17 protein-coding genes are annotated in these 16,267 nt (G+C 70.3%); 8 read left to right on the top strand and 9 right to left on the bottom strand.

Features of this window, described 5'->3' with window-relative positions; genetic code table 11:
* Window positions 1–104: 104 nt before the first annotated feature.
* Complete coding sequence (locus HPO96_RS11425; RefSeq protein ID WP_171673332.1) at window positions 105–395, bottom strand: DUF1905 domain-containing protein; 291 nt, start codon at window positions 393–395, stop codon at window positions 105–107.
* Window positions 388–1,338 (bottom strand): helix-turn-helix transcriptional regulator, encoded by a 951-nt coding sequence (locus HPO96_RS11420; protein WP_171673331.1) that lies wholly within the window; start codon window positions 1,336–1,338, stop codon window positions 388–390. The genes HPO96_RS11425 and HPO96_RS11420 overlap by 8 nt, the downstream gene beginning before the upstream one ends.
* A 118-nt stretch (window positions 1,339–1,456) precedes the next feature.
* On the opposite strand from HPO96_RS11420, the gene HPO96_RS11415 reads away from it, so the two are divergent.
* The 3 genes from HPO96_RS11415 to HPO96_RS11405 are packed head-to-tail and all read left to right on the top strand — an operon-like array spanning window position 1,457 to window position 4,024.
* Window positions 1,457–2,362: an LppU/SCO3897 family protein gene (locus HPO96_RS11415; RefSeq protein WP_171673330.1), complete on the top strand. Its 906-nt coding sequence runs from the start codon at window positions 1,457–1,459 to the stop codon at window positions 2,360–2,362.
* Window positions 2,363–2,402: 40 nt separating this feature from the next.
* On the top strand, window positions 2,403–3,251 hold the full coding sequence (locus HPO96_RS11410; RefSeq protein ID WP_171673329.1) for a C40 family peptidase: 849 nt from the start codon (window positions 2,403–2,405) through the stop codon (window positions 3,249–3,251).
* The gene (locus tag HPO96_RS11405; protein WP_171673328.1) at window positions 3,248–4,024 is read left to right on the top strand and encodes a sugar nucleotide-binding protein; all 777 of its coding nucleotides are present in this window, start codon (window positions 3,248–3,250) and stop codon (window positions 4,022–4,024) included. Before HPO96_RS11410 ends, HPO96_RS11405 begins: the two co-directional genes overlap by 4 nt.
* Here the strand turns inward: HPO96_RS11405 and HPO96_RS11400 are convergent.
* Window positions 4,011–4,436, bottom strand: a complete 426-nt coding sequence (locus HPO96_RS11400) for an OsmC family protein (protein WP_171673327.1) — start codon at window positions 4,434–4,436, stop codon at window positions 4,011–4,013. The genes HPO96_RS11405 and HPO96_RS11400 overlap by 14 nt on opposite strands.
* A gap of 30 nt (window positions 4,437–4,466) precedes the next feature.
* A complete protein-coding gene (locus tag HPO96_RS11395; protein WP_171673326.1) occupies window positions 4,467–5,117 on the bottom strand; it encodes an SDR family oxidoreductase in 651 nt (216 codons plus the stop codon).
* Window positions 5,118–5,135: 18 nt separating this feature from the next.
* Between HPO96_RS11395 and HPO96_RS11390 the strand changes: the two genes are divergently transcribed.
* Window positions 5,136–5,951 (top strand): alpha/beta fold hydrolase, encoded by an 816-nt coding sequence (locus HPO96_RS11390; protein ID WP_171673325.1) that lies wholly within the window; start codon window positions 5,136–5,138, stop codon window positions 5,949–5,951.
* Complete coding sequence (locus HPO96_RS11385) at window positions 5,935–6,855, top strand: serine/threonine dehydratase (RefSeq protein ID WP_171673324.1); 921 nt, start codon at window positions 5,935–5,937, stop codon at window positions 6,853–6,855. Before HPO96_RS11390 ends, HPO96_RS11385 begins: the two co-directional genes overlap by 17 nt.
* On the opposite strand, the gene HPO96_RS11380 is transcribed toward HPO96_RS11385, so the two are convergent.
* Window positions 6,848–7,453 carry a rhomboid family intramembrane serine protease gene (locus HPO96_RS11380; protein ID WP_171673323.1) on the bottom strand — a complete coding sequence of 202 codons (606 nt, stop codon included), beginning with the start codon at window positions 7,451–7,453 and terminating at the stop codon, window positions 6,848–6,850. The genes HPO96_RS11385 and HPO96_RS11380 overlap by 8 nt on opposite strands.
* Window positions 7,454–7,565: 112 nt before the next feature.
* On the opposite strand from HPO96_RS11380, the gene HPO96_RS11375 reads away from it, so the two are divergent.
* Complete coding sequence (locus HPO96_RS11375) at window positions 7,566–8,765, top strand: Cmx/CmrA family chloramphenicol efflux MFS transporter (protein WP_171673322.1); 1,200 nt, start codon at window positions 7,566–7,568, stop codon at window positions 8,763–8,765.
* On the opposite strand, the gene HPO96_RS11370 is transcribed toward HPO96_RS11375, so the two are convergent.
* Window positions 8,707–10,116 (bottom strand): APC family permease, encoded by a 1,410-nt coding sequence (locus tag HPO96_RS11370; RefSeq protein WP_238354959.1) that lies wholly within the window; start codon window positions 10,114–10,116, stop codon window positions 8,707–8,709. The two genes, HPO96_RS11375 and HPO96_RS11370, sit on opposite strands and share 59 nt — an antisense overlap.
* A 217-nt stretch (window positions 10,117–10,333) precedes the next feature.
* Here HPO96_RS11370 and HPO96_RS11365 point away from each other — a divergent pair, with 217 nt between their 5' ends.
* A complete protein-coding gene (locus tag HPO96_RS11365; protein WP_171673320.1) occupies window positions 10,334–11,272 on the top strand; it encodes a helix-turn-helix domain-containing protein in 939 nt (312 codons plus the stop codon).
* On the opposite strand, the gene HPO96_RS11360 is transcribed toward HPO96_RS11365, so the two are convergent.
* The 3 genes from HPO96_RS11360 to HPO96_RS11350 form a co-directional block, all read right to left on the bottom strand.
* On the bottom strand, window positions 11,273–11,893 hold the full coding sequence (locus HPO96_RS11360) for an HNH endonuclease family protein (RefSeq protein WP_171673319.1): 621 nt from the start codon (window positions 11,891–11,893) through the stop codon (window positions 11,273–11,275). It abuts the gene before it with no gap.
* 108 nt (window positions 11,894–12,001) lie between these two features.
* Complete coding sequence (locus HPO96_RS11355) at window positions 12,002–12,763, bottom strand: peroxide stress protein YaaA (protein WP_171673318.1); 762 nt, start codon at window positions 12,761–12,763, stop codon at window positions 12,002–12,004.
* The gene (locus HPO96_RS11350) at window positions 12,760–13,704 is read right to left on the bottom strand and encodes an aldo/keto reductase (protein ID WP_202885794.1); all 945 of its coding nucleotides are present in this window, start codon (window positions 13,702–13,704) and stop codon (window positions 12,760–12,762) included. The genes HPO96_RS11355 and HPO96_RS11350 overlap by 4 nt, the downstream gene beginning before the upstream one ends.
* Before the next feature lie 34 nt (window positions 13,705–13,738).
* Here HPO96_RS11350 and pepN point away from each other — a divergent pair, with 34 nt between their 5' ends.
* Window positions 13,739–16,195: an aminopeptidase N gene (gene pepN, locus HPO96_RS11345; RefSeq protein WP_171673317.1), complete on the top strand. Its 2,457-nt coding sequence runs from the start codon at window positions 13,739–13,741 to the stop codon at window positions 16,193–16,195.
* The last annotated feature ends 72 nt before the right edge of the window (window positions 16,196–16,267 follow it).

Genomic DNA, 16,267 nt, shown 5'->3' with positions numbered 1-16,267 from the left:
GGTGGGTGCCGGGGCCTCGAACCGGTGGTCGGGTGGGTGTGGCGGCTGGGTGGGCCTGGCGGGGAGGCGGCCGGGTGGGGCCGGTGGGTGCGGGGTGGTGGGGGTCAGGTGCGGATGCGGAGGTGGAGGGTGGGGGTGTCGCCGTCGTCCAGGTTCTGGGCTCGGCGGACGGCGGTTTTGAGGGGGACTATGTAGGCGCCGTCTTTGGGGAAGAGGGAGGTTTCCCAGGCGGTGTCGTTGATCTGGGCGGTGACGGGAATCATGCCCCAGCCGTAGGAGACGAAGGCGGATTCGGCTTCGAGGTAGGCGGACTCCTCGTCGGGGACGGTGACGAAGTAGTAGGGGGCCGGGCCGCGCCAGTACCAGATCTCGCCGGTGAAGGTGAGGTCACGCATCGTCGGCTGCCTCCAGGAGTCGATGGGCCAGCCGGCGGGCGGCCTGCTGGAGCTCGGGTGGGGAGACGATGCGGTACGGCGCGTGGATCGCGGTGAGCTGGGCGGCGTACCAGTCGGGCTCGTCGGTGCTGGCGAGCAGGCGGGTCTGGGTGGGGGTGACCTCCTCGAGGCGGCCCATGCTGCGGGCGATCCACTGCCGGACGTCGTCCACCGGCGCCTCGATCAGGATCTCCAGCTGGTACCTCCAGCCCGAGGACAGATGCTCCTCGACGGTCGCGAGCGCGTCCAGGTCGTCGGGCGGGCAGAACTCGCCGCCGGTCTCCTCGACCGCGACGACCTTGTCGGCGCGCAGGACCCGCCGGGCGTCCTTGGTGAGCGACCAGCCGAGCAGGTACCAGCGCCCGCGCCGGACGACGACCGCCCACGGGTCAACCTCCATCGCGCGCATCTCGCCGGGGCAGCGCTCGTACGAGATCGCGATTCGGCGCCGATCGACGCTGGCGGCCACCAGCGCGGCGGTGATCTCCGGGTCCGGAGCGCGGGCGCCGGGGTCGGGGCCGCGGGCGCTGACCCGGCGGACGGCGTCCGTCGCGCGGGCGACCGGCTCGGGGAGGACGCGGATGATCTTGCCCAGCGCGCTCTCCACCGGGCCGGCCGCGCCGCGCGGGCCCTCCAGGACGGCCATCACAAGCCCGAGCGCCTCGGTGGTGCTGAACATCAGCGGCGGTACCCGCAGGCCGCGGCCGACCCGGTACCCGCCGTACGGGCCGCGGACCGACTCGATCGGGATCTCGGCCTCGCGCAGGATCGCGACGTACCGGCGGGCGGCGCGTTCGGAGACGCCGAGTTTGTCGCCGAGCTGCTCGGCGGTGATCCCCGGCCGGTTCTGGATCAGCTCGAGCACGGTCAGCGTCCGCGCGGTGGGGCTCACGTCGTGCGCCATCGTCGTCCATTCCGGAAGGAGGTCGTCCGGTGTCGGATCTTAACCGACCGCACCGGTGATCCCGGGAGAAAGTAAGGTTCACGGGTTCGATTACGACTTCTAGTCCCAGGAAGTTCTCGTGACCTCAGTTCCCCCGCAGCCCCCGCAGAACCCGTACCCCGGCCAGCCCGGCGGGTACGGGCCACCGCAGGAGCAGTTCCCGCAGTACACCCAGCCGGCTCCGCAGTACGGCGCTCCCCAGGGCCAGCCCCCGGCTCAGCCACCGTACGGCGCTCCGCAGGGTCAGCCGCAGCAGTACGACCCGCAGCACTACCAGCCGTACGTCCAGCCGCAGCAGCAGGGCCAGTTCCCTCAGCAGCAGCAGTTCCAGCAGCCGGGGCAGTTCCCGCAGCAGTTTCCCCAGCAGCAGTTCCAGCCGGGCACCTGCCGGTTCTGCGGCGGCTACCCGGCGGTGGACGCGATTGTGCGCGGCCACCAGGGCATCGTGATCGTGATGCGGTTCCTGAAGTTGCAGGGCCCGTTCTGCAAGACCTGCGGCACGGCGTCGGTCCGCAACATGACCGCGAACAGCCTCGTCCAGGGCTGGTGGGGTTTCGCGTCGATGATCATCAACCCGGTCACGATGATCGCCAACCTGATCACCTTCCAGAAGTTCAAGCGGCTCCCCGACCCCCAGCCCGGCCCGGGCCGGCCGATGGAGCTGGGCAAGCCGCTCATCCAGCGCCCGCAGATCTTCATGGCGCTGATCCCGATCGCGATCATCGCGGCGATCGTGATCGGCAACCTGACCACCACCTCGACGTCCGAGGCCGTCGTCGGCCAGTGCGTGCAGAACAAGGGCACGGACGCCGACCCCGAGGTCAAGGTGCTCGACTGCAGCAAGTCGGATGCCGAGTTCCGCATCATCGGCAAGATCCCCGGCACGACCGACGGCAGCCGCTGCGACCAGTTCCCCGGGTACGAGGCGTCGTACACCGTCCAGGAGCGCTACACCCGCTACACCCTCTGCCTGGGCCCCAAGTAATTCGCGCGCCACGCGGCCGCCGCTCTGACAGGGTGGCCGCGTGAGCCTCACCGTCCTCGGAATCGACGTCTCCCCCGAGCTGCTGGCGCAGTGGGTCGACTGGCTGGCCCCCGACGAGCAGCCGTTCTTCGTCACCCCCGAGCAGGCTGCCGCCTGGAGCCTCCAGGGCAGCGACCGTCCGCTGACGCGCAACGAACGCGACACCTTCCTGGTGTACGACGTCGACTCCGCCGCCACTGTGGCCGTCTGGCTCAACGAAGGGCAGTTCACCGAGCTGGCGCCGGCGGTCCGCGCCCAGCTCGTCCGCGCGCAGGCGAGCTACGAGCGCGGTGCGGTACCGACCGTACGGCGCTGGCAACACCTACTGGGCCCGGAGCTGCGCAGACAGGCCGACGGGCACCGCTTCGTCTGGTGGAAATCCATCCTCACCGATCACGCGGCAGAAGTGCTGCCGGCAGTTGTCAGCGAATACCTCGGCCCCAGCCGGCACACCGAGGTGAACAGGTGGCCCGCCAGCCTTCCCCGGGCCCAGGAGCTTGCCGGGACGTTCCCGCCGTTCAGCGGCCCGAACTGCTTCGGCACGGTCATGGCGGCCGCCGGAGTCGAAGGCGCAGACATCACCTGGATGCTGCGCGAGCCCTTCGAGACCTGGCTGGCCGAAAACACCACACCCGGCGGCCGCGACGACCAGCCGGGCACAGTGTTCGTCTGGCGCGCCACCGACGACGGCCGGGTGAACCACGCCGCGATCACCCTTGGCGACGGGTGGATGCTGCACAAGCCGTCGCAGTCCTGGTGGACGCCGCGCAAGGTGCGGACCGTCGCCGAAGTGCGACGCTCCAAGCGAGACGTCGGCCAGCGACTCTTCCGGCGTACGCTGACTCGGTGAAGCTGCTGGTCACCGGCGCCGCGGGGTTCCTGGGGCGAGAGGTCGTACGGCTGGCGTCCGGGTACGACGTCGTCCCCACTTACCACTCCACGCCAGTGGACGGCGGAGTCCGGCTCGACGTCCTCGGCGACGTTCAGACCGTCATCGATCGAGTCCGGCCGGACGCGGTCATCCATGCCGCGTTCCGGCAAGACGACTGGGCAACCACGGCCGACGGCGCCGCCAGGCTCGCAGTCGCGGCCCGCGACGCCAGATTCGTGCTCGTCTCGACCGACGTCGTCTTCGGCAGCAGCCCCGCCCCGTACGCCGAGACGGCATCGCCGTGCCCGGTCACGCCGTACGGCGCGGCCAAGGCCGCAGCGGAGACCGCAGTGCGTGCAATCCACCCGAACGCGCTGATCGCCCGGACGTCGCTCATCGTCGCCAGCGACCGGACGTCGCAAGCCGAGCAGCTCACGCACGCACTGGCCTCTGGAACACCTGGAGCCCTGTTCACGGAGAACATCCGCTGTCCGGTGCATGTGACCGACCTGGCGACAGCCCTCCTGGAGCTGACCACAAGCGACCGCACCGGCATCGCCCATGTCGCCGGGCCAGAGGCGGTCAGCCGGCTGGAGCTGGGCCGGCTCATCGCCGTCCGCGACGGGTTGGACCCAGATGCGCTACCGGCAACACCCGGTGTCGAGTCACACGTGCGCCTGGACAGCGTCCGGACGCAGCGCCTGCTCAGCACGCGGCTGCGCCCGGTGAGTGAGTTCCTCAGTCCGCAGTAGTGGTGACCGGCGTGCCGAGCTCGACGGTGCGGCTGACCGTGCAGAGCCGGTCGTGCGACATCTTCACCGCGCGCGGCAGCGCCTCGCGCGCCTTGTCGCCGTCCTCGCCCTCGGGGAAGCGGATGGTGAACTCGACGGCCAGGTTCTCCATCCGGTTGCCCGCTTCGGCGTCCCGGATCTTGTCGCCGCGGACGACGGCGCTGAACTCCGACGGCTCGGCGCGCCGGCTGACCACGACGTCGACGTCGATCGCCGAGCAGGTGCCGATCGCGGCCAGCAGCAGCTCGACCGGCGTGAAGTCGGTGTCGTCACCGCCCGAGCCGACCGTGATACTGCCGCCCCGGACGTTGTGCACCCGGTAGCTGCTGTTGGTCAGCCGCTCGAACGTGACCTGCCGCGAACTGTCGCCCATTGCCTTCACAATCTGTTGCCGCTGGCAACGTCAGAGGTTCTCGAGCGCGTCGGCGACCGGGACGTCCCCGGCCACCAGCTCGAGCGTGCGGCCGATCGCGGCCGTGGTCGTGCACAGCCCGGCGAGCACCAGCGCGACGTCGTCGCGGGTCACCTCGCCGCGGCCGGTCTTGTCGGCCAGCTTCACCAGGCCGGTGCCGCGATCGTTGGTCAGATGACCGGGCCGGAGGATGGTCCAGTCCAGATCGCGGGCGCGCAGGTCGTCCTCGGCGGCCTTCTTCGCGCGGAGATAGATCGTGAACGACTCCTCCGGCGGCAGCTCGTCGACGCGGTCCGCGCCCATCGAGCCGACCTGGATGTGCCGCCGGACGCCGGCCTGGCCCGCGGCCTCGGCGAACAGCGCGGCCGCGCCCCGGTCGACGGTGTCCTTGCGGTCGTTCCCGCTGCCCGGGCCGGCGCCGGCCGCGAAGATCGCGACATCGGCGCCTTCGAGGATCGCGGCCACCGCGTCGGTGTCGGCCTCCTCCAGATCCAGGACGGCGGCCTGGCCGCCCAGATCCGCGACGTCGGGCAGATGGTCCGGGTTGCGCACCAGCCCGACCACCTCGTGCCCGTCATCGCTCAGCAGCTTGGTCAGCCGCAGCGCGATCTGTCCGTGTCCACCCGCAATCACGACTCGCATACCCCGAGCCTAACCCGCATGAGGCAGACTGCTTACGTGCCGTACGCAACAGCGCAGGACGGAACTCGCATCGCCTACCAGATCAGTGGCGAAGGGCAACCACTCGTTCTGCTGGCGGGACAGTCCAACAACCACACCTGGTGGGAGCCGGTCCGCGGCGACTTCGACACCACCTACCGCACCATCACCCTCGACTGGCGCGGCACGGGCGCGAGCGACAAACCGGACGAGGTCTACAGCACCCCGGGTTTCGCGGACGACGTCGTCGCCGTCCTGGACGAGCTGGGCCTGGCGAGCGCCCACGTCTACGGGACGTCGATGGGCGGCCGGGTCGCGCAGTGGATCGCCATCAACCACCCCGACCGGGTGCGTGGGCTCGTGCTCGGCTGCACGTCGCCCGGCCCGGCCCACGGGTTCGAGCGCAGTCAGGAGCTCCGCAAGGCGCTCGCGGACCCGATCCGCGCGGGCCGGGTGCTGATCGATCTGATGTACACCCCGCAGTGGCGCGCCGCGAACCCCGGCCCGTACCCGGTGCTCGGGGACGCTGACATGCCGCCGTACGCGAAGGGCCGGCATCTGGTCGCGAGCAACAAACACGAGGCCTGGGAGCGGCTGCCCGAGATCGGCGCGCCGACGCTGATCCTGCACGGCGCGGACGACATCTTCAGCCCGGTCGCGAACGCGCAGGTGCTCAGCGAGCGGATCCCGCAGGCTCGGGCCGAGGTGATCGCGGGCGCCCGGCATGCCTATTTCCATGAGTTCCGGGCGGTCGCCAGTCCGCTCGTGCTGGAGTTTCTGGCCGTGGCAGGGTTGGGGTATGACAGTACGGATTGAGGACGTGCAGGCAGCGGCGGAGCGGATCGCCGGGCGGGTTCGGCGGACGCCGGTCATCGAGGTCGCGCCCGGGCTCACGTTCAAGCTGGAGCTGCTGCAGCACACCGGTTCGTTCAAGCCGCGCGGCGCCTTCAACCGGCTGCTGCTCGCCAAGGAAGCGGGCCGCCTGACCGGCCAGGGCATCGTGGCCGCCTCCGGTGGCAACGCCGGGCTGGCCGCCGCCTACGCCGCCCGCGAGCTCGGCGTACCGGCGCGCATCTTCGTCCCGGTCAACGCTCCCGCCCCCAAGGTCGCCAAACTCCGCACGCTCGACGCCGACGTCGTCCAGGTCGGCAACCAGTACGCCGAGGCCTACGAAGCCGCCCTGATCGCGCGCGACGAGACCGACGCCCTGCTCGTGCACGCCTTCGACCAGCCCGAGATCGTCGCCGGCCAGGGCACCATCGGCCTCGAACTCCTCGACCAGGTCGCCGCCTTCGACACCGTCCTGGTGGCCGTCGGCGGCGGCGGCCTCGTCGCCGGCATCGCGACCGCCCTCGGCACCCGAGCCAACGTCATCGGCGTCGAACCCGCCGAAGCCCCCGACCTGCACCGAGCCCTCCGGAACGGCTCCCCCATCGACGGCCCCGCCGGCGGCGTAGCAGCCGACTCCCTAGGCGCCCGCCGCCTCGGCAACCTCGCCTTCGAAGCCGCCACCACCCACTCCATCGGCTCCCTCCTCGTCGAGGAAGACGCCATCATCGCCGCCCGCCGAACCCTCTGGCACAACCACCACCTGGCCGTAGAGCACGGCGCCGCCACAGCCTTCGCCGCCCTCACCTCAGCCGCCTACCGCCCGTCCCCCGACGAACACGTCGTAGTCCTCATCTGCGGCGCCAACACCGACCCGACAACGCTTATCTAGCGGGTTTCTTCTCGTCGGCGAGGAGCCAGGCGGCCAGGAGGCCGGCGATGGCGCCGAAGAGGTGGCCCTGCCAGGAGATGCCGTCTTGTGGGAGGAGGCCGGAGAGGAGGGCTGAGCCCCAGGTGGCGATGACGAGGACGCCGACGAGGACCTGGAGGAGGCTGCGGTTGAAGAGGCCTCGGGAGACCAGGTAGGTGGCGAAGCCGAAAACGAGGCCGCTGGCGCCGATGGTGATGGTGTGGGGTGGGGAGATCAGCCAGGTGCCGAAGCCGCCGATGACCGCGACGACGGCGGTGACGGCGAGCAGGCGGGTGGCGCCGGAGAGTGCGATCAGGGCGCCGAGCATGATCAGCGGCAGGGTGTTGGAGATCAGGTGGTTGAAGCCGAGGTGCAGGAACGGCGAGGTGATGATGCCGAGCAGGCCCTCGGGGTCGCGGGCGATGATGCCGTAGTTGTCGAGGCGGCCGTTGAGCGCGGTGTCGACGATCTCGCTGAGCCACATCAGCCCGAGCAGCGCGGCCAGCGTCTTCAGGCCGCCGCCGATCCGGGCGGTGTCGACCGACCGCCCCGTACGCCGAGCTGGAGTCTGGTAACTCATGTCTCAACGATGCCGTATGACACAAGTCTCAGTCCGCGACAGGCGCGGCGACAGCGCAGAGTGATCTCTGAGATACTCAAGGTGGCTGTCCAGTGGGGCTTGGGGGAAACACATGCCAGTCGCCGTCTACGTGCTCGGGTTGAGCATTTTCGCGCAGGGGACGTCCGAGCTGATGCTGGCCGGGCTGCTCCCCGAACTGTCCCATGACCTCGGCGTGTCGATCCCGGCCGCGGGTCTGCTGATCTCGGCGTTCGCGCTCGGCATGCTGCTCGGCGCTCCGATCCTCGCGGTCATCACGCTGAAATGGTCCCGGCGGACGGCGCTCGTCCTGTTCCTCGCCGTCTTCGCGCTGACCCACGTCGTCGCGGCCCTCACGCCGAACTACGCCGTCCTGCTCGCAACCCGAATCGTCGGCGCCTTCGTGTACGCCGGGTTTTGGTCGGTCGCCGCGGTCACCGTCATGGCGCTCGTCCCGGCCGACCGTCGCGCCCGCGCGATGAGTATCGTCACCGGCGGCCTGACGATCGCGACCATCGTCGGCCTCCCGATCGGCACCGTGCTCGGGCAGCACCTCGGCTGGCGGGCCGCGTTCTGGACGGTCGCCGCCCTGTGCGTCTGCGCGCTGATCGGCGTCCTGCGGACGATCCCGGGTGGCCGGCCCGATCCGGCCACCGCGCCCGACCTCGGCGCCGAATTGCGCGCCCTGATCAACCCGCGGCTCTGGCTCGCGTTCGCGACCACCGCGCTGATCACGTCGTCGATCCTGGTCGTGTTCAGCTACCTCGCGCCGCTGCTGATCCGCGAGACCGGGCTGCCGGCCGGCGCCGTCCCCGGCGTCCTCGCGCTGTACGGCCTCGGCTCGTTCATCGGGATCACGCTCGGCGGGCGGACGGCCGACGCGCTCCCCTTCCACACCCTGTTCGTCGGGATCAGCGGCCTGATCGTGCTCTCGGCCCTGCTCGCGCTGACCGCCGGCAGCCCGGTGGTCGCGATCGCGACGATCTTCCTGCTCGGCGGCTTCGGCTTCGCGGTCAACCCGGCGCTGAACGCCCGGGTCTTCAGCCTGGCCGGTAACGCGCCGACGATGGCGACCGCGACGAACTTCTCCTCGTTCAACATCGGGATCACGCTCGGGCCGTGGCTCGGCGGGCTCGCGATCGGAGCCGGGGCGGGTTACCCCGCCCTCGGCTGGATCGCGGTCGGCACCGGGCTCGCGGCCCTCGCGACGGTCGTCGTGGCCGCCTACCTGCCGGTCAGTTCACCGGACCACTCGGGTCGAGGTGCGACGGATCGAAGTCCGCGTGCCGCTTGAACACGTACTTGTTCAGCAGCCAGGTGAGCGCCCAGAGCCCGATGCCGACCAGCATCAGCCAGCCGGCGATCTTGTAGTCCTGAGTCGCGCGGCCCGACAGCGGGCTGGCCAGGTAGACGCACAGCACGACGCCGAGCACCGGGAGCAGCGTCGGCGCGTGGAAGTGCTTGTGCTCGACCTTGTCCCGGCGCAGCACCAGGACGGCGACGTTCACGATCGCGAACACGCACAGCAGCAGGAACGCCGTCGTCCCGCCCAGGGCGGTCAGGTCGGCGTACCCGATCAGGAAGAACGCGAGCAGCGTGGTGAACAGGATCGCGACCCACGGCGTCCGCCGCTTGCGCAGCACCCGGCCGAGCGGGCCCGGGAGCACTTTCTCGTGGGACATGCCGTAGAGCAGCCGGCTCGCCATCAGCATGTTGATCAGCGCCGAGTTCGCGACCGCGAACATCGTGATCCAGGCGAAGAGCTCGAGCGGGAAGCCCGGGGCGCCGGCCGAGATCACCTTCAGCAGCGGCGCGTTGCCCTCGTTCAGCTCCTCCGGTGAGACCAGCGTGATCGCCGAGATCGCGACCAGCACATAGATGACACCGGTGATGCTGAGGCCGATCAGCATGATCTTCGGGAAGATCCGGACCGGGTCCTTGGTCTCCTCGGCCATGTTCACCGAGTCCTCGAAGCCGACCATCGCGAAGAACGCCAGCGCGGTCGCGGCCGTGACCGCCCCGAACGGCGAGTCCCCGTTCGGGGTCTTGAACTCGGTCAGCCGCGAGGTGTCGCCGTCGCCGCCGGCGATCGCCCAGACGCCGATCGCGATCACGATCAGCAGACCGGTCAGCTCGATCAGCGTCAGGACGACGTTCGCCTTCACGCTCTCGCCGACGCCGCGCAGGTTCACCAGCGCGATCAGCGCCATGAACGCGAGCGCGACGATCATCAGCACCGAGCCGCGGTCCTTGTCGATCCCGACCGCGGCGGCGAAGTTCGTCGAGAACGCCTTCGACGCGCTGGACGCCGAGGTGAGGCCGGAGCACATCACCGCGAACGTGAGCAGGAAGGTCAGGAAGTGGATCCCGAACGCCTTGTGCGTGTAGACGGCGGCGCCGCCGGCCCGCGGGTACTTCGTGACCAGCTCGAGGTAACTGGTGGCGGTCAGCAGCGCGACGATGAACGCGCACAAGAACGGCAGCCAGACCGCACCGCCCACCTCGCCCGCGACCTTGCCGGTGAGCGCGTACACACCGGTGCCGAGGATGTCCCCAACAACGAACAGCAGCAACAGGCCGGGGCCCATCACCCGTTTCAGTTCTGGACGATCGCCAGCTTGTGTTGGCGCAGTGGTCTCACTCATTCCCATCCTCGCTTCGCTGCGGTGTGAATGACTGACGCACGCTGTGCTTTTGGAGTTCGCTGCGCTCACTCATGGTGCCTCCCTGCGATCGGAGCGTAGGGACATGCTGCCACCAGATAGGCCCGAGGTAACGCCGGGCGCGCGCCAAATCCGCCTTGGCCTGGGTCGGACATGACAGGAACCGGCCAGTGACCGGGTGAGACGATAGCTTGAGCGGATGCTGGAGCCGCTCGGGGTCACGACACCCGACGAGCACGCCTACCGCGTGCTGCTGACCGCGCCCGGATCCGGGGTGCCGGAGCTCGCCGTCCTCCTGAACCGCACCGAGGCGGACGTCGCCGAGACGGTCGGCCGGCTCGAAACGCTTGGCCTGCTCACCCGGGCCGCCGAGCGGCTGCTGCCGACCCGTCCGGATGTCGCCGTCGACACGCTGGTCGCCGTACGCCGAGCCGAGCACGACCGGGTCCGCGCCGAGGCCCGGGAGATGATGTCCGCGCTGCGCGAGCAGGAGCTCCACCAGCCGGAGAACTTGGTCGAGGTGGTCGTCGGGCAGGAGTCGATCGCCGCCCGCTTCGCACAGTTGCTGAACGGCACCCACAAGGAGCTGCTCGTTCTGGACCGTCCGCCGTACGCCGCGGTCACAGAGGACTCCGACACTCGCGTCCGCGGGCTGCTCCGCGAAGGCGTGACCGTACGCGGCATCTACTCCCCCGACTCCTTCGAACGACCCGGCGGCCTCGACGAGGCCTACAGCGCAGCGGACGCCGGTGAGACCTCGCGGACGCATCCGACGGTGCCGATGAAGCTGGCGGTGTTCGACCGGCAGGCTGCGCTGCTACCGCTGTCCGTGGACGCACTGGTCGACAGCGCGCTCGTCGTACATCCCTGCTCGCTGCTGAACGCGTTGGTGGAGATGTTCACCCTCCTGTGGGAGCAGGCCGTGCCTGTGGTGCCGGCCGAGGCCCCCGAGCCGCTCGACTCGCGACTGCTGACGCTGCTGTCAGCCGGGCTGAAGGACGACGCCATCGCCCGGCAGCTCAATCTGAGCAGCCGGACGGTCGGGCGCCGAGTCGCCGAGCTGATGGACACACTGGGCGCGCGCACCCGCTTCCAAGCCGGAGTGCACGCCCAGCGTCGCCGCCTGCTCGGCGAATAGTCAGCAGCTGGCCAGCATCTGCTGCAGTGCGGTCTTCTCCGCGGACTGCAGCGACAGCGCATAGGTGTGCTTCACCCAGATCCACTCGCGCGCGTAGACGCAGTGCACCGAGGTGTTGGTCGGCTTCCAGACCGCCGGGTCGGAGTCGCCTTTGGAGCGGTTGCTGGACGCCGACACCGCGATCAGCTGGGCAATACTCAGGTCGTTCGCGAACTGCTCGCGTTTCGCGGTCGTCCAGCCGCTCGCACCGGACTTCCATGCCTCCGACAGCGGCACGATGTGGTCGATGTCGATCGAGGAGTCGTCCTCGACCCAGACCGCGTCGTACACGCTGTACCAGCGGCCGGCGGTCGGCTCGCAGTTGGCGTCGACGGTGACGCCGGAGCCGTCCCGCTTGAGCACCTGGTCGCGGGTGTCGCAGGTACCGGTCACGGTGTGCCAGTGCGGGAACTTGTCCCGCGAGTAGCCGCTGCTGGAGCCTTCGGCTTTCACGGTCAGCCCGGCCAGCTGCGTCGCCGCGGTGCTCGCGGATGGCGGTGTCGGCGGATAGGCGAGTGCTGGGCTCGCTGACAGCGCCCAGACGGCGGTGCCGGTCACAAGTAGTGCGGTGAAGCGTCGCATCGGTCAGGCCTCCGAGGGTAGGGCGGATCCCCCCTGACGTTGCTGACTTCAGCCTTCCCCGGGCTGGTCCGGCGGGAAACCACCCGCCGGTGAAAGCCGTGTGAACGGTCAGTCGTGCTCGACGACCGTGAGCGTCCAGCCTGCCGCGGCCGGCATGAGCTCCGCGTTCCACCGCTCGCTGACCAGCTTGTGCAGCGCCTTCGGCGTCCCCGGGTCCTTTCCGGCCTCCAGCAGGTGCCGGGCGACCAGACCGCGGGTGTGCTTGGCCATATGCGAGACAACCGTCCGGACGCCGTTGCGTTCGCGCACCACGTTGACCGACACCCACTTGGCTGCCTGATCGCCGCTGGGCCGCCAGGCGGCGATGTACGTCGAGGAACGACAGTCCACGATCACACCGTCGGCCGTGGTCAGTGCGGCGGCCAGCGGCTCGCGCCAGACACCGGCCAGCGGGCCGTGGCCGGGCAGCGTCGTCCCCATCGAGAGCCGGTACGGCGGGACGCGGTCGGCCGGGCGCAGCGCACCCCAGGCGGCCGACACAACCAGCAGCCGGTTCGCAGCGCGACGCTTCGACCCCGCAGACAGCGTTGCGTAGCCCAGCGCGTCGTACAGGACACCGGAGTACAGCTCCGACACCGGTACGGCGGGCTCGGTGCGCCAGCGGGTGTTGCGCTCGACCTCCGGTTGCAGCGAAGCGCCGACGCCCAGGACGCCGTACGCATCCTCCGACGCCGACACCTTGGCGAGCGTTTCGAGGACCTGCTCGCGGACCGGGTTCAGCTCGGGAAACGACAGCGCCGCGAAGTCGACCGCGCGGCCGCGGGTACGGCCGGTCTTGCCCTCGGACGGGGGCAGCAGGATCAGCGTCACGTCAGCTCGTCCAGCACGGCCAGGTCGGCGGCAGTGGGCTCCCACTGACCGGCCGCGACGTTCTGCCGGATCTGCTCCGGCGTCGAAGCGCCCGCGATCACCGACGAGACGGCCGGCTGCGCGGCGAGGCCGCCGATCGCAACGTCGATCATCGACAGCTCCCGCTCGGCCGCGAACGTCTCCAGCGCCTCGATCTTGTCGAAGTCGGCCTGTTCGAGCCGCTGCGGCTGATTCACCAGCCGGGTGCCCTCCGGGGCGCCCTGCCCGCGCTTGTACTTCCCGGTGAGCAGACCGGAGGCGAGTGGGAAGAACGGCAGGATGCCGATCCCGAGGTGCTCGCAGGCCGGGACGAGCTCGTCCTCGACGTCGCGCTCGAGCAGCGAGTACTGGTTCTGCGCGCTGATGAAATGCGCGGCGCCGCTGGTCCGGGCGGCCCAGTCGGCGTCGACCACCTGCCAGCCCGCGAACTGCGAGCTGCCGAGGTAGCGGACCTTGCCCTCGGCAACGAGCTCGGTGAGCGCGGCGAGGGTCTCCTCGATCGGGGTCACCGGGTCGGGGAAGTGCAGCTGGTAGAGGTCGATCCAGTCGGTGCCGAGGCGGCGCAGGCTGGCCTCGACCGCGCGGCGGATGTACCGGCGGGAGCCGCGGACACCCCAGTCCGGCCCGTTGTCGCCCTGCATGTCGCCGCCGAACTTGGTCGCGACGACGACCTGGTCACGGCGCGCGCCGAGCGCCTTGCCGAGCAGCTCCTCGCTGGCGCCGTGCTCGCCGCGGTAGATGTCGGCAGTGTCGAACAGCGTGATTCCGGCGTCGACGGCCGCGTTGACGACCGCGTCGGTGGCAGTTGCGTCGAGCCGGCGCCCGAAGTTGTTGCAGCCCAGGCCGACCACACTGACGGTGAGGCCGGAGTCGCCCAGCTGCCGGTACTCCATAGTGCTCATGGGGAGAGCCTAGTCATTGCATAGAGTGGCTGACATGCCGAGCCTCTCCGTCGACGGCGCCCGCACCCGGGCCGCCGCGCTCTCCGTCCAGTCGTACGACGTCGATCTCGATCTCACCCAAGGCGATCGGACCTTCGCGTCGACCAGCACGATCCGCTTCACGGCGTCCGCGCCGGCCAGCTGGGTGGACGTGAAACCCGACGAACTGCTCTCGGTCACGCTGAACGGCGCGCCGGTCGACGTGGCCGGGCTGACCGACGGCCGGCTGGAGCTGACCGGCCTGCAGGCCGAGAACGAGCTGGTCGTGGTCGCGACCATGCTCTACACCCACGACGGCGAGGGCATCCACCGGGCGGTCGACGCCGCCGACGGGCTCGCCTACACCTACGCCATGTCTTTCCTGGACGCCGCGCCCCGGATCTTCGCCTGTTTCGACCAGCCCGACCTGAAGGCGCCGTACCGGGTCAAGGTGACCGCGCCGACCGAGTGGCTGGTGCTGGGCAACGGCGCCGCGACGCAGGTCTCCCCCGGGCGCTGGGAGCTGGCCGAGACCAAGCCGCTGTCGACGTACTTCGTCACGATCGTCGCCGGGCCCTACCACCAGGTCACCGACGAGCACGACGGCATCCCGCTCAGCCTGGTCGCGAAACAGTCGCTGAAGGCCGAGCTGGACCGCGAGGCCGAGGACATCTTCCGCGTCACCAAGCAGTCCTTCGACGAGTACCACCGGCTGTTCGGCTACCGGTACCCGTTCGGCGAGTACCACCAGGCCTTCGTCCCGGAGTTCAACGCCGGCGCGATGGAGAACCCGGGCTGCGTGACGTTCCGCGACCCGATGATCTTCCGCTCGGCCGCGACCGAGGGCGAGCGCGGCGTCCGGGCCAACACCGTCGTGCACGAGATGGCGCACCAGTGGTTCGGCGACACCGTCACGATGAAGTGGTGGAACGACCTCTGGCTGAACGAGTCGTTCGCCGAGTACATGGCGCACCGGGTCTCGATGGCCGTCACGGAGTACCAGAACAACTGGACGGACTTCGGCTTCATCCGCAAGTGGTGGGGTTTGCAGGCCGACCAGCGCTCGTCGACGCACCCGGTCGCGGCCGATCCGGTCAAGGACGCGCTCGACTCGCTCAACGACTTCGACGGCATCTCGTACGCCAAGGGCGCGGCGGCGCTCAAGCAGCTGGCCGCCTACCTCGGCGACGACGTCTTCCTGGCCGGAGTGAACGCGCACATCCGGGCCAACGAGTTCGGTAACGCGACCTTCGGCGATCTGCTCGCCAAGTGGACCGAAGCCGGCGCGGTCGACATCGACGCCTGGGCGCAGGCCTGGCTGCGGACGCCGGGCGTGGACACGATCAGCGCCGTCCGGACGGCCGACGGCATCAAGCTGCGCCGCGTCGCGCCCGCGGCCTACCCCGCCGCCCGGCCGCACCAGCTGAGCGTCGGCGGGTACGACGCCGACGGCCGGGCCACGATCGTCGACGTCCGGCTCGACGCGGACGAGGTCGACGTCCCGCTGGACCCGTCGGTCGCGGTCGTCATCCCGGACGCCGGTGACGACACCTGGGCCAAGGTCCGCCTCGACGCGGACAGCCTGGCCAACCTGACCGCGGTGCTGCCGAAGATCGACACCAGCGTGACCCGCGCGGTCATCCTGAACAGCGTCCGCGACGCCGTCGCCGACGCCGAGCTCGACCCGCGGCTCGGGTTCGACATCCTGCTCGCGATGCTCGCCGTCGAGAGCACCGACATCGGCGTCACCACGATGGCGCAGTGGGCCGAGACGCACGTGCTCGGCGGTTACCTGCCGTACGAGGAGAACCGGGCGCGGATCGAGCAGGTGCTCGGCGACCGGCTGTCGACCGTGGCGGCCGGGACGAGCCTGCAGCTGGCCGTCGTCCGCGCCTACGCGCGGTTCAGCGCGGACGCCGGCGTCCTGCGCGGGTGGCTCGCCGGGAGCGACGTCCCCGCCGGCGTCACGATGGACGACGAGCTGCGCTGGAAGGTCGTGCTGCAGCTGGCCCGGATCGGCGCGATCGGCGAGGCGGAGATCGCCGCCGAGTACGAGCGCGACTCTTCGTCGGCCGGTCAGGTGCACGCGACCCGCTGCCGCGCGGCGCTGCCCGACGCCGCCGCGAAAGAGGCCGCGTGGGCGACGATCATGGCCGATCCGGAGGTCGCGAACTACGACCTGGAGGCCGCGTGCGACGGGTTCTGGCACCCGGCGCAGCTCGAGCTGACCGCGCCGTACGTCGACCGGTACTTCGCCGAGGTGGCCGGGGTCGCGAAGCTGCGGGAGGGCTGGATCGTGGCGACCACGGCGCTGCTCGCGTTCCCGCGGTACTCGATCGACGAGCAGGTGGTCGCGCGCGGTCGCGACATCGCCGCCGACGAGGGCGTCGCCTCCGGGATCCGGCGGTCGGTCGGCGATCGGGCCGACGACATCGGCCGCGCGGTCGCCGTCCGGGCCGCGTACCAGGGCTGATCGGCGCGACTCACCCGGGTCCTGCGGTCGCGGTCACGGCGGGTTGTGACTACTGTGACTGATGTGACTTGC

Source organism: Kribbella sandramycini (assembly GCF_013131805.1).
GTDB lineage: Bacteria > Actinomycetota > Actinomycetes > Propionibacteriales > Kribbellaceae > Kribbella > Kribbella sandramycini.
This window is presented reverse-complemented; position numbering and strand designations above follow the sequence as displayed.

Excerpts from the sequence above, each read along its gene's own strand:
- HPO96_RS11425 (WP_171673332.1), bottom strand. The coding sequence starts at position 395 with ATGCGTGACCTCACCTTCACCGGCGAGATCTGGTACTGGCGCGGCCCG.
- HPO96_RS11420 (WP_171673331.1), bottom strand. The coding sequence starts at position 1,338 with ATGGCGCACGACGTGAGCCCCACCGCGCGGACGCTGACCGTGCTCGAG.
- HPO96_RS11400 (WP_171673327.1), bottom strand. The coding sequence starts at position 4,436 with ATGGGCGACAGTTCGCGGCAGGTCACGTTCGAGCGGCTGACCAACAGC.
- HPO96_RS11395 (WP_171673326.1), bottom strand. The coding sequence starts at position 5,117 with ATGCGAGTCGTGATTGCGGGTGGACACGGACAGATCGCGCTGCGGCTG.
- HPO96_RS11390 (WP_171673325.1), top strand. The coding sequence starts at position 5,136 with ATGAGGCAGACTGCTTACGTGCCGTACGCAACAGCGCAGGACGGAACT.
- HPO96_RS11385 (WP_171673324.1), top strand. The coding sequence starts at position 5,935 with ATGACAGTACGGATTGAGGACGTGCAGGCAGCGGCGGAGCGGATCGCC.
- HPO96_RS11380 (WP_171673323.1), bottom strand. The coding sequence starts at position 7,453 with ATGAGTTACCAGACTCCAGCTCGGCGTACGGGGCGGTCGGTCGACACC.
- HPO96_RS11375 (WP_171673322.1), top strand. The coding sequence starts at position 7,566 with ATGCCAGTCGCCGTCTACGTGCTCGGGTTGAGCATTTTCGCGCAGGGG.
- HPO96_RS11370 (WP_238354959.1), bottom strand. The coding sequence starts at position 10,116 with ATGAGTGAGACCACTGCGCCAACACAAGCTGGCGATCGTCCAGAACTG.
- HPO96_RS11365 (WP_171673320.1), top strand. The coding sequence starts at position 10,334 with ATGCTGGAGCCGCTCGGGGTCACGACACCCGACGAGCACGCCTACCGC.
- HPO96_RS11360 (WP_171673319.1), bottom strand. The coding sequence starts at position 11,893 with ATGCGACGCTTCACCGCACTACTTGTGACCGGCACCGCCGTCTGGGCG.
- HPO96_RS11350 (WP_202885794.1), bottom strand. The coding sequence starts at position 13,704 with ATGAGCACTATGGAGTACCGGCAGCTGGGCGACTCCGGCCTCACCGTC.
- pepN (WP_171673317.1), top strand. The coding sequence starts at position 13,739 with ATGCCGAGCCTCTCCGTCGACGGCGCCCGCACCCGGGCCGCCGCGCTC.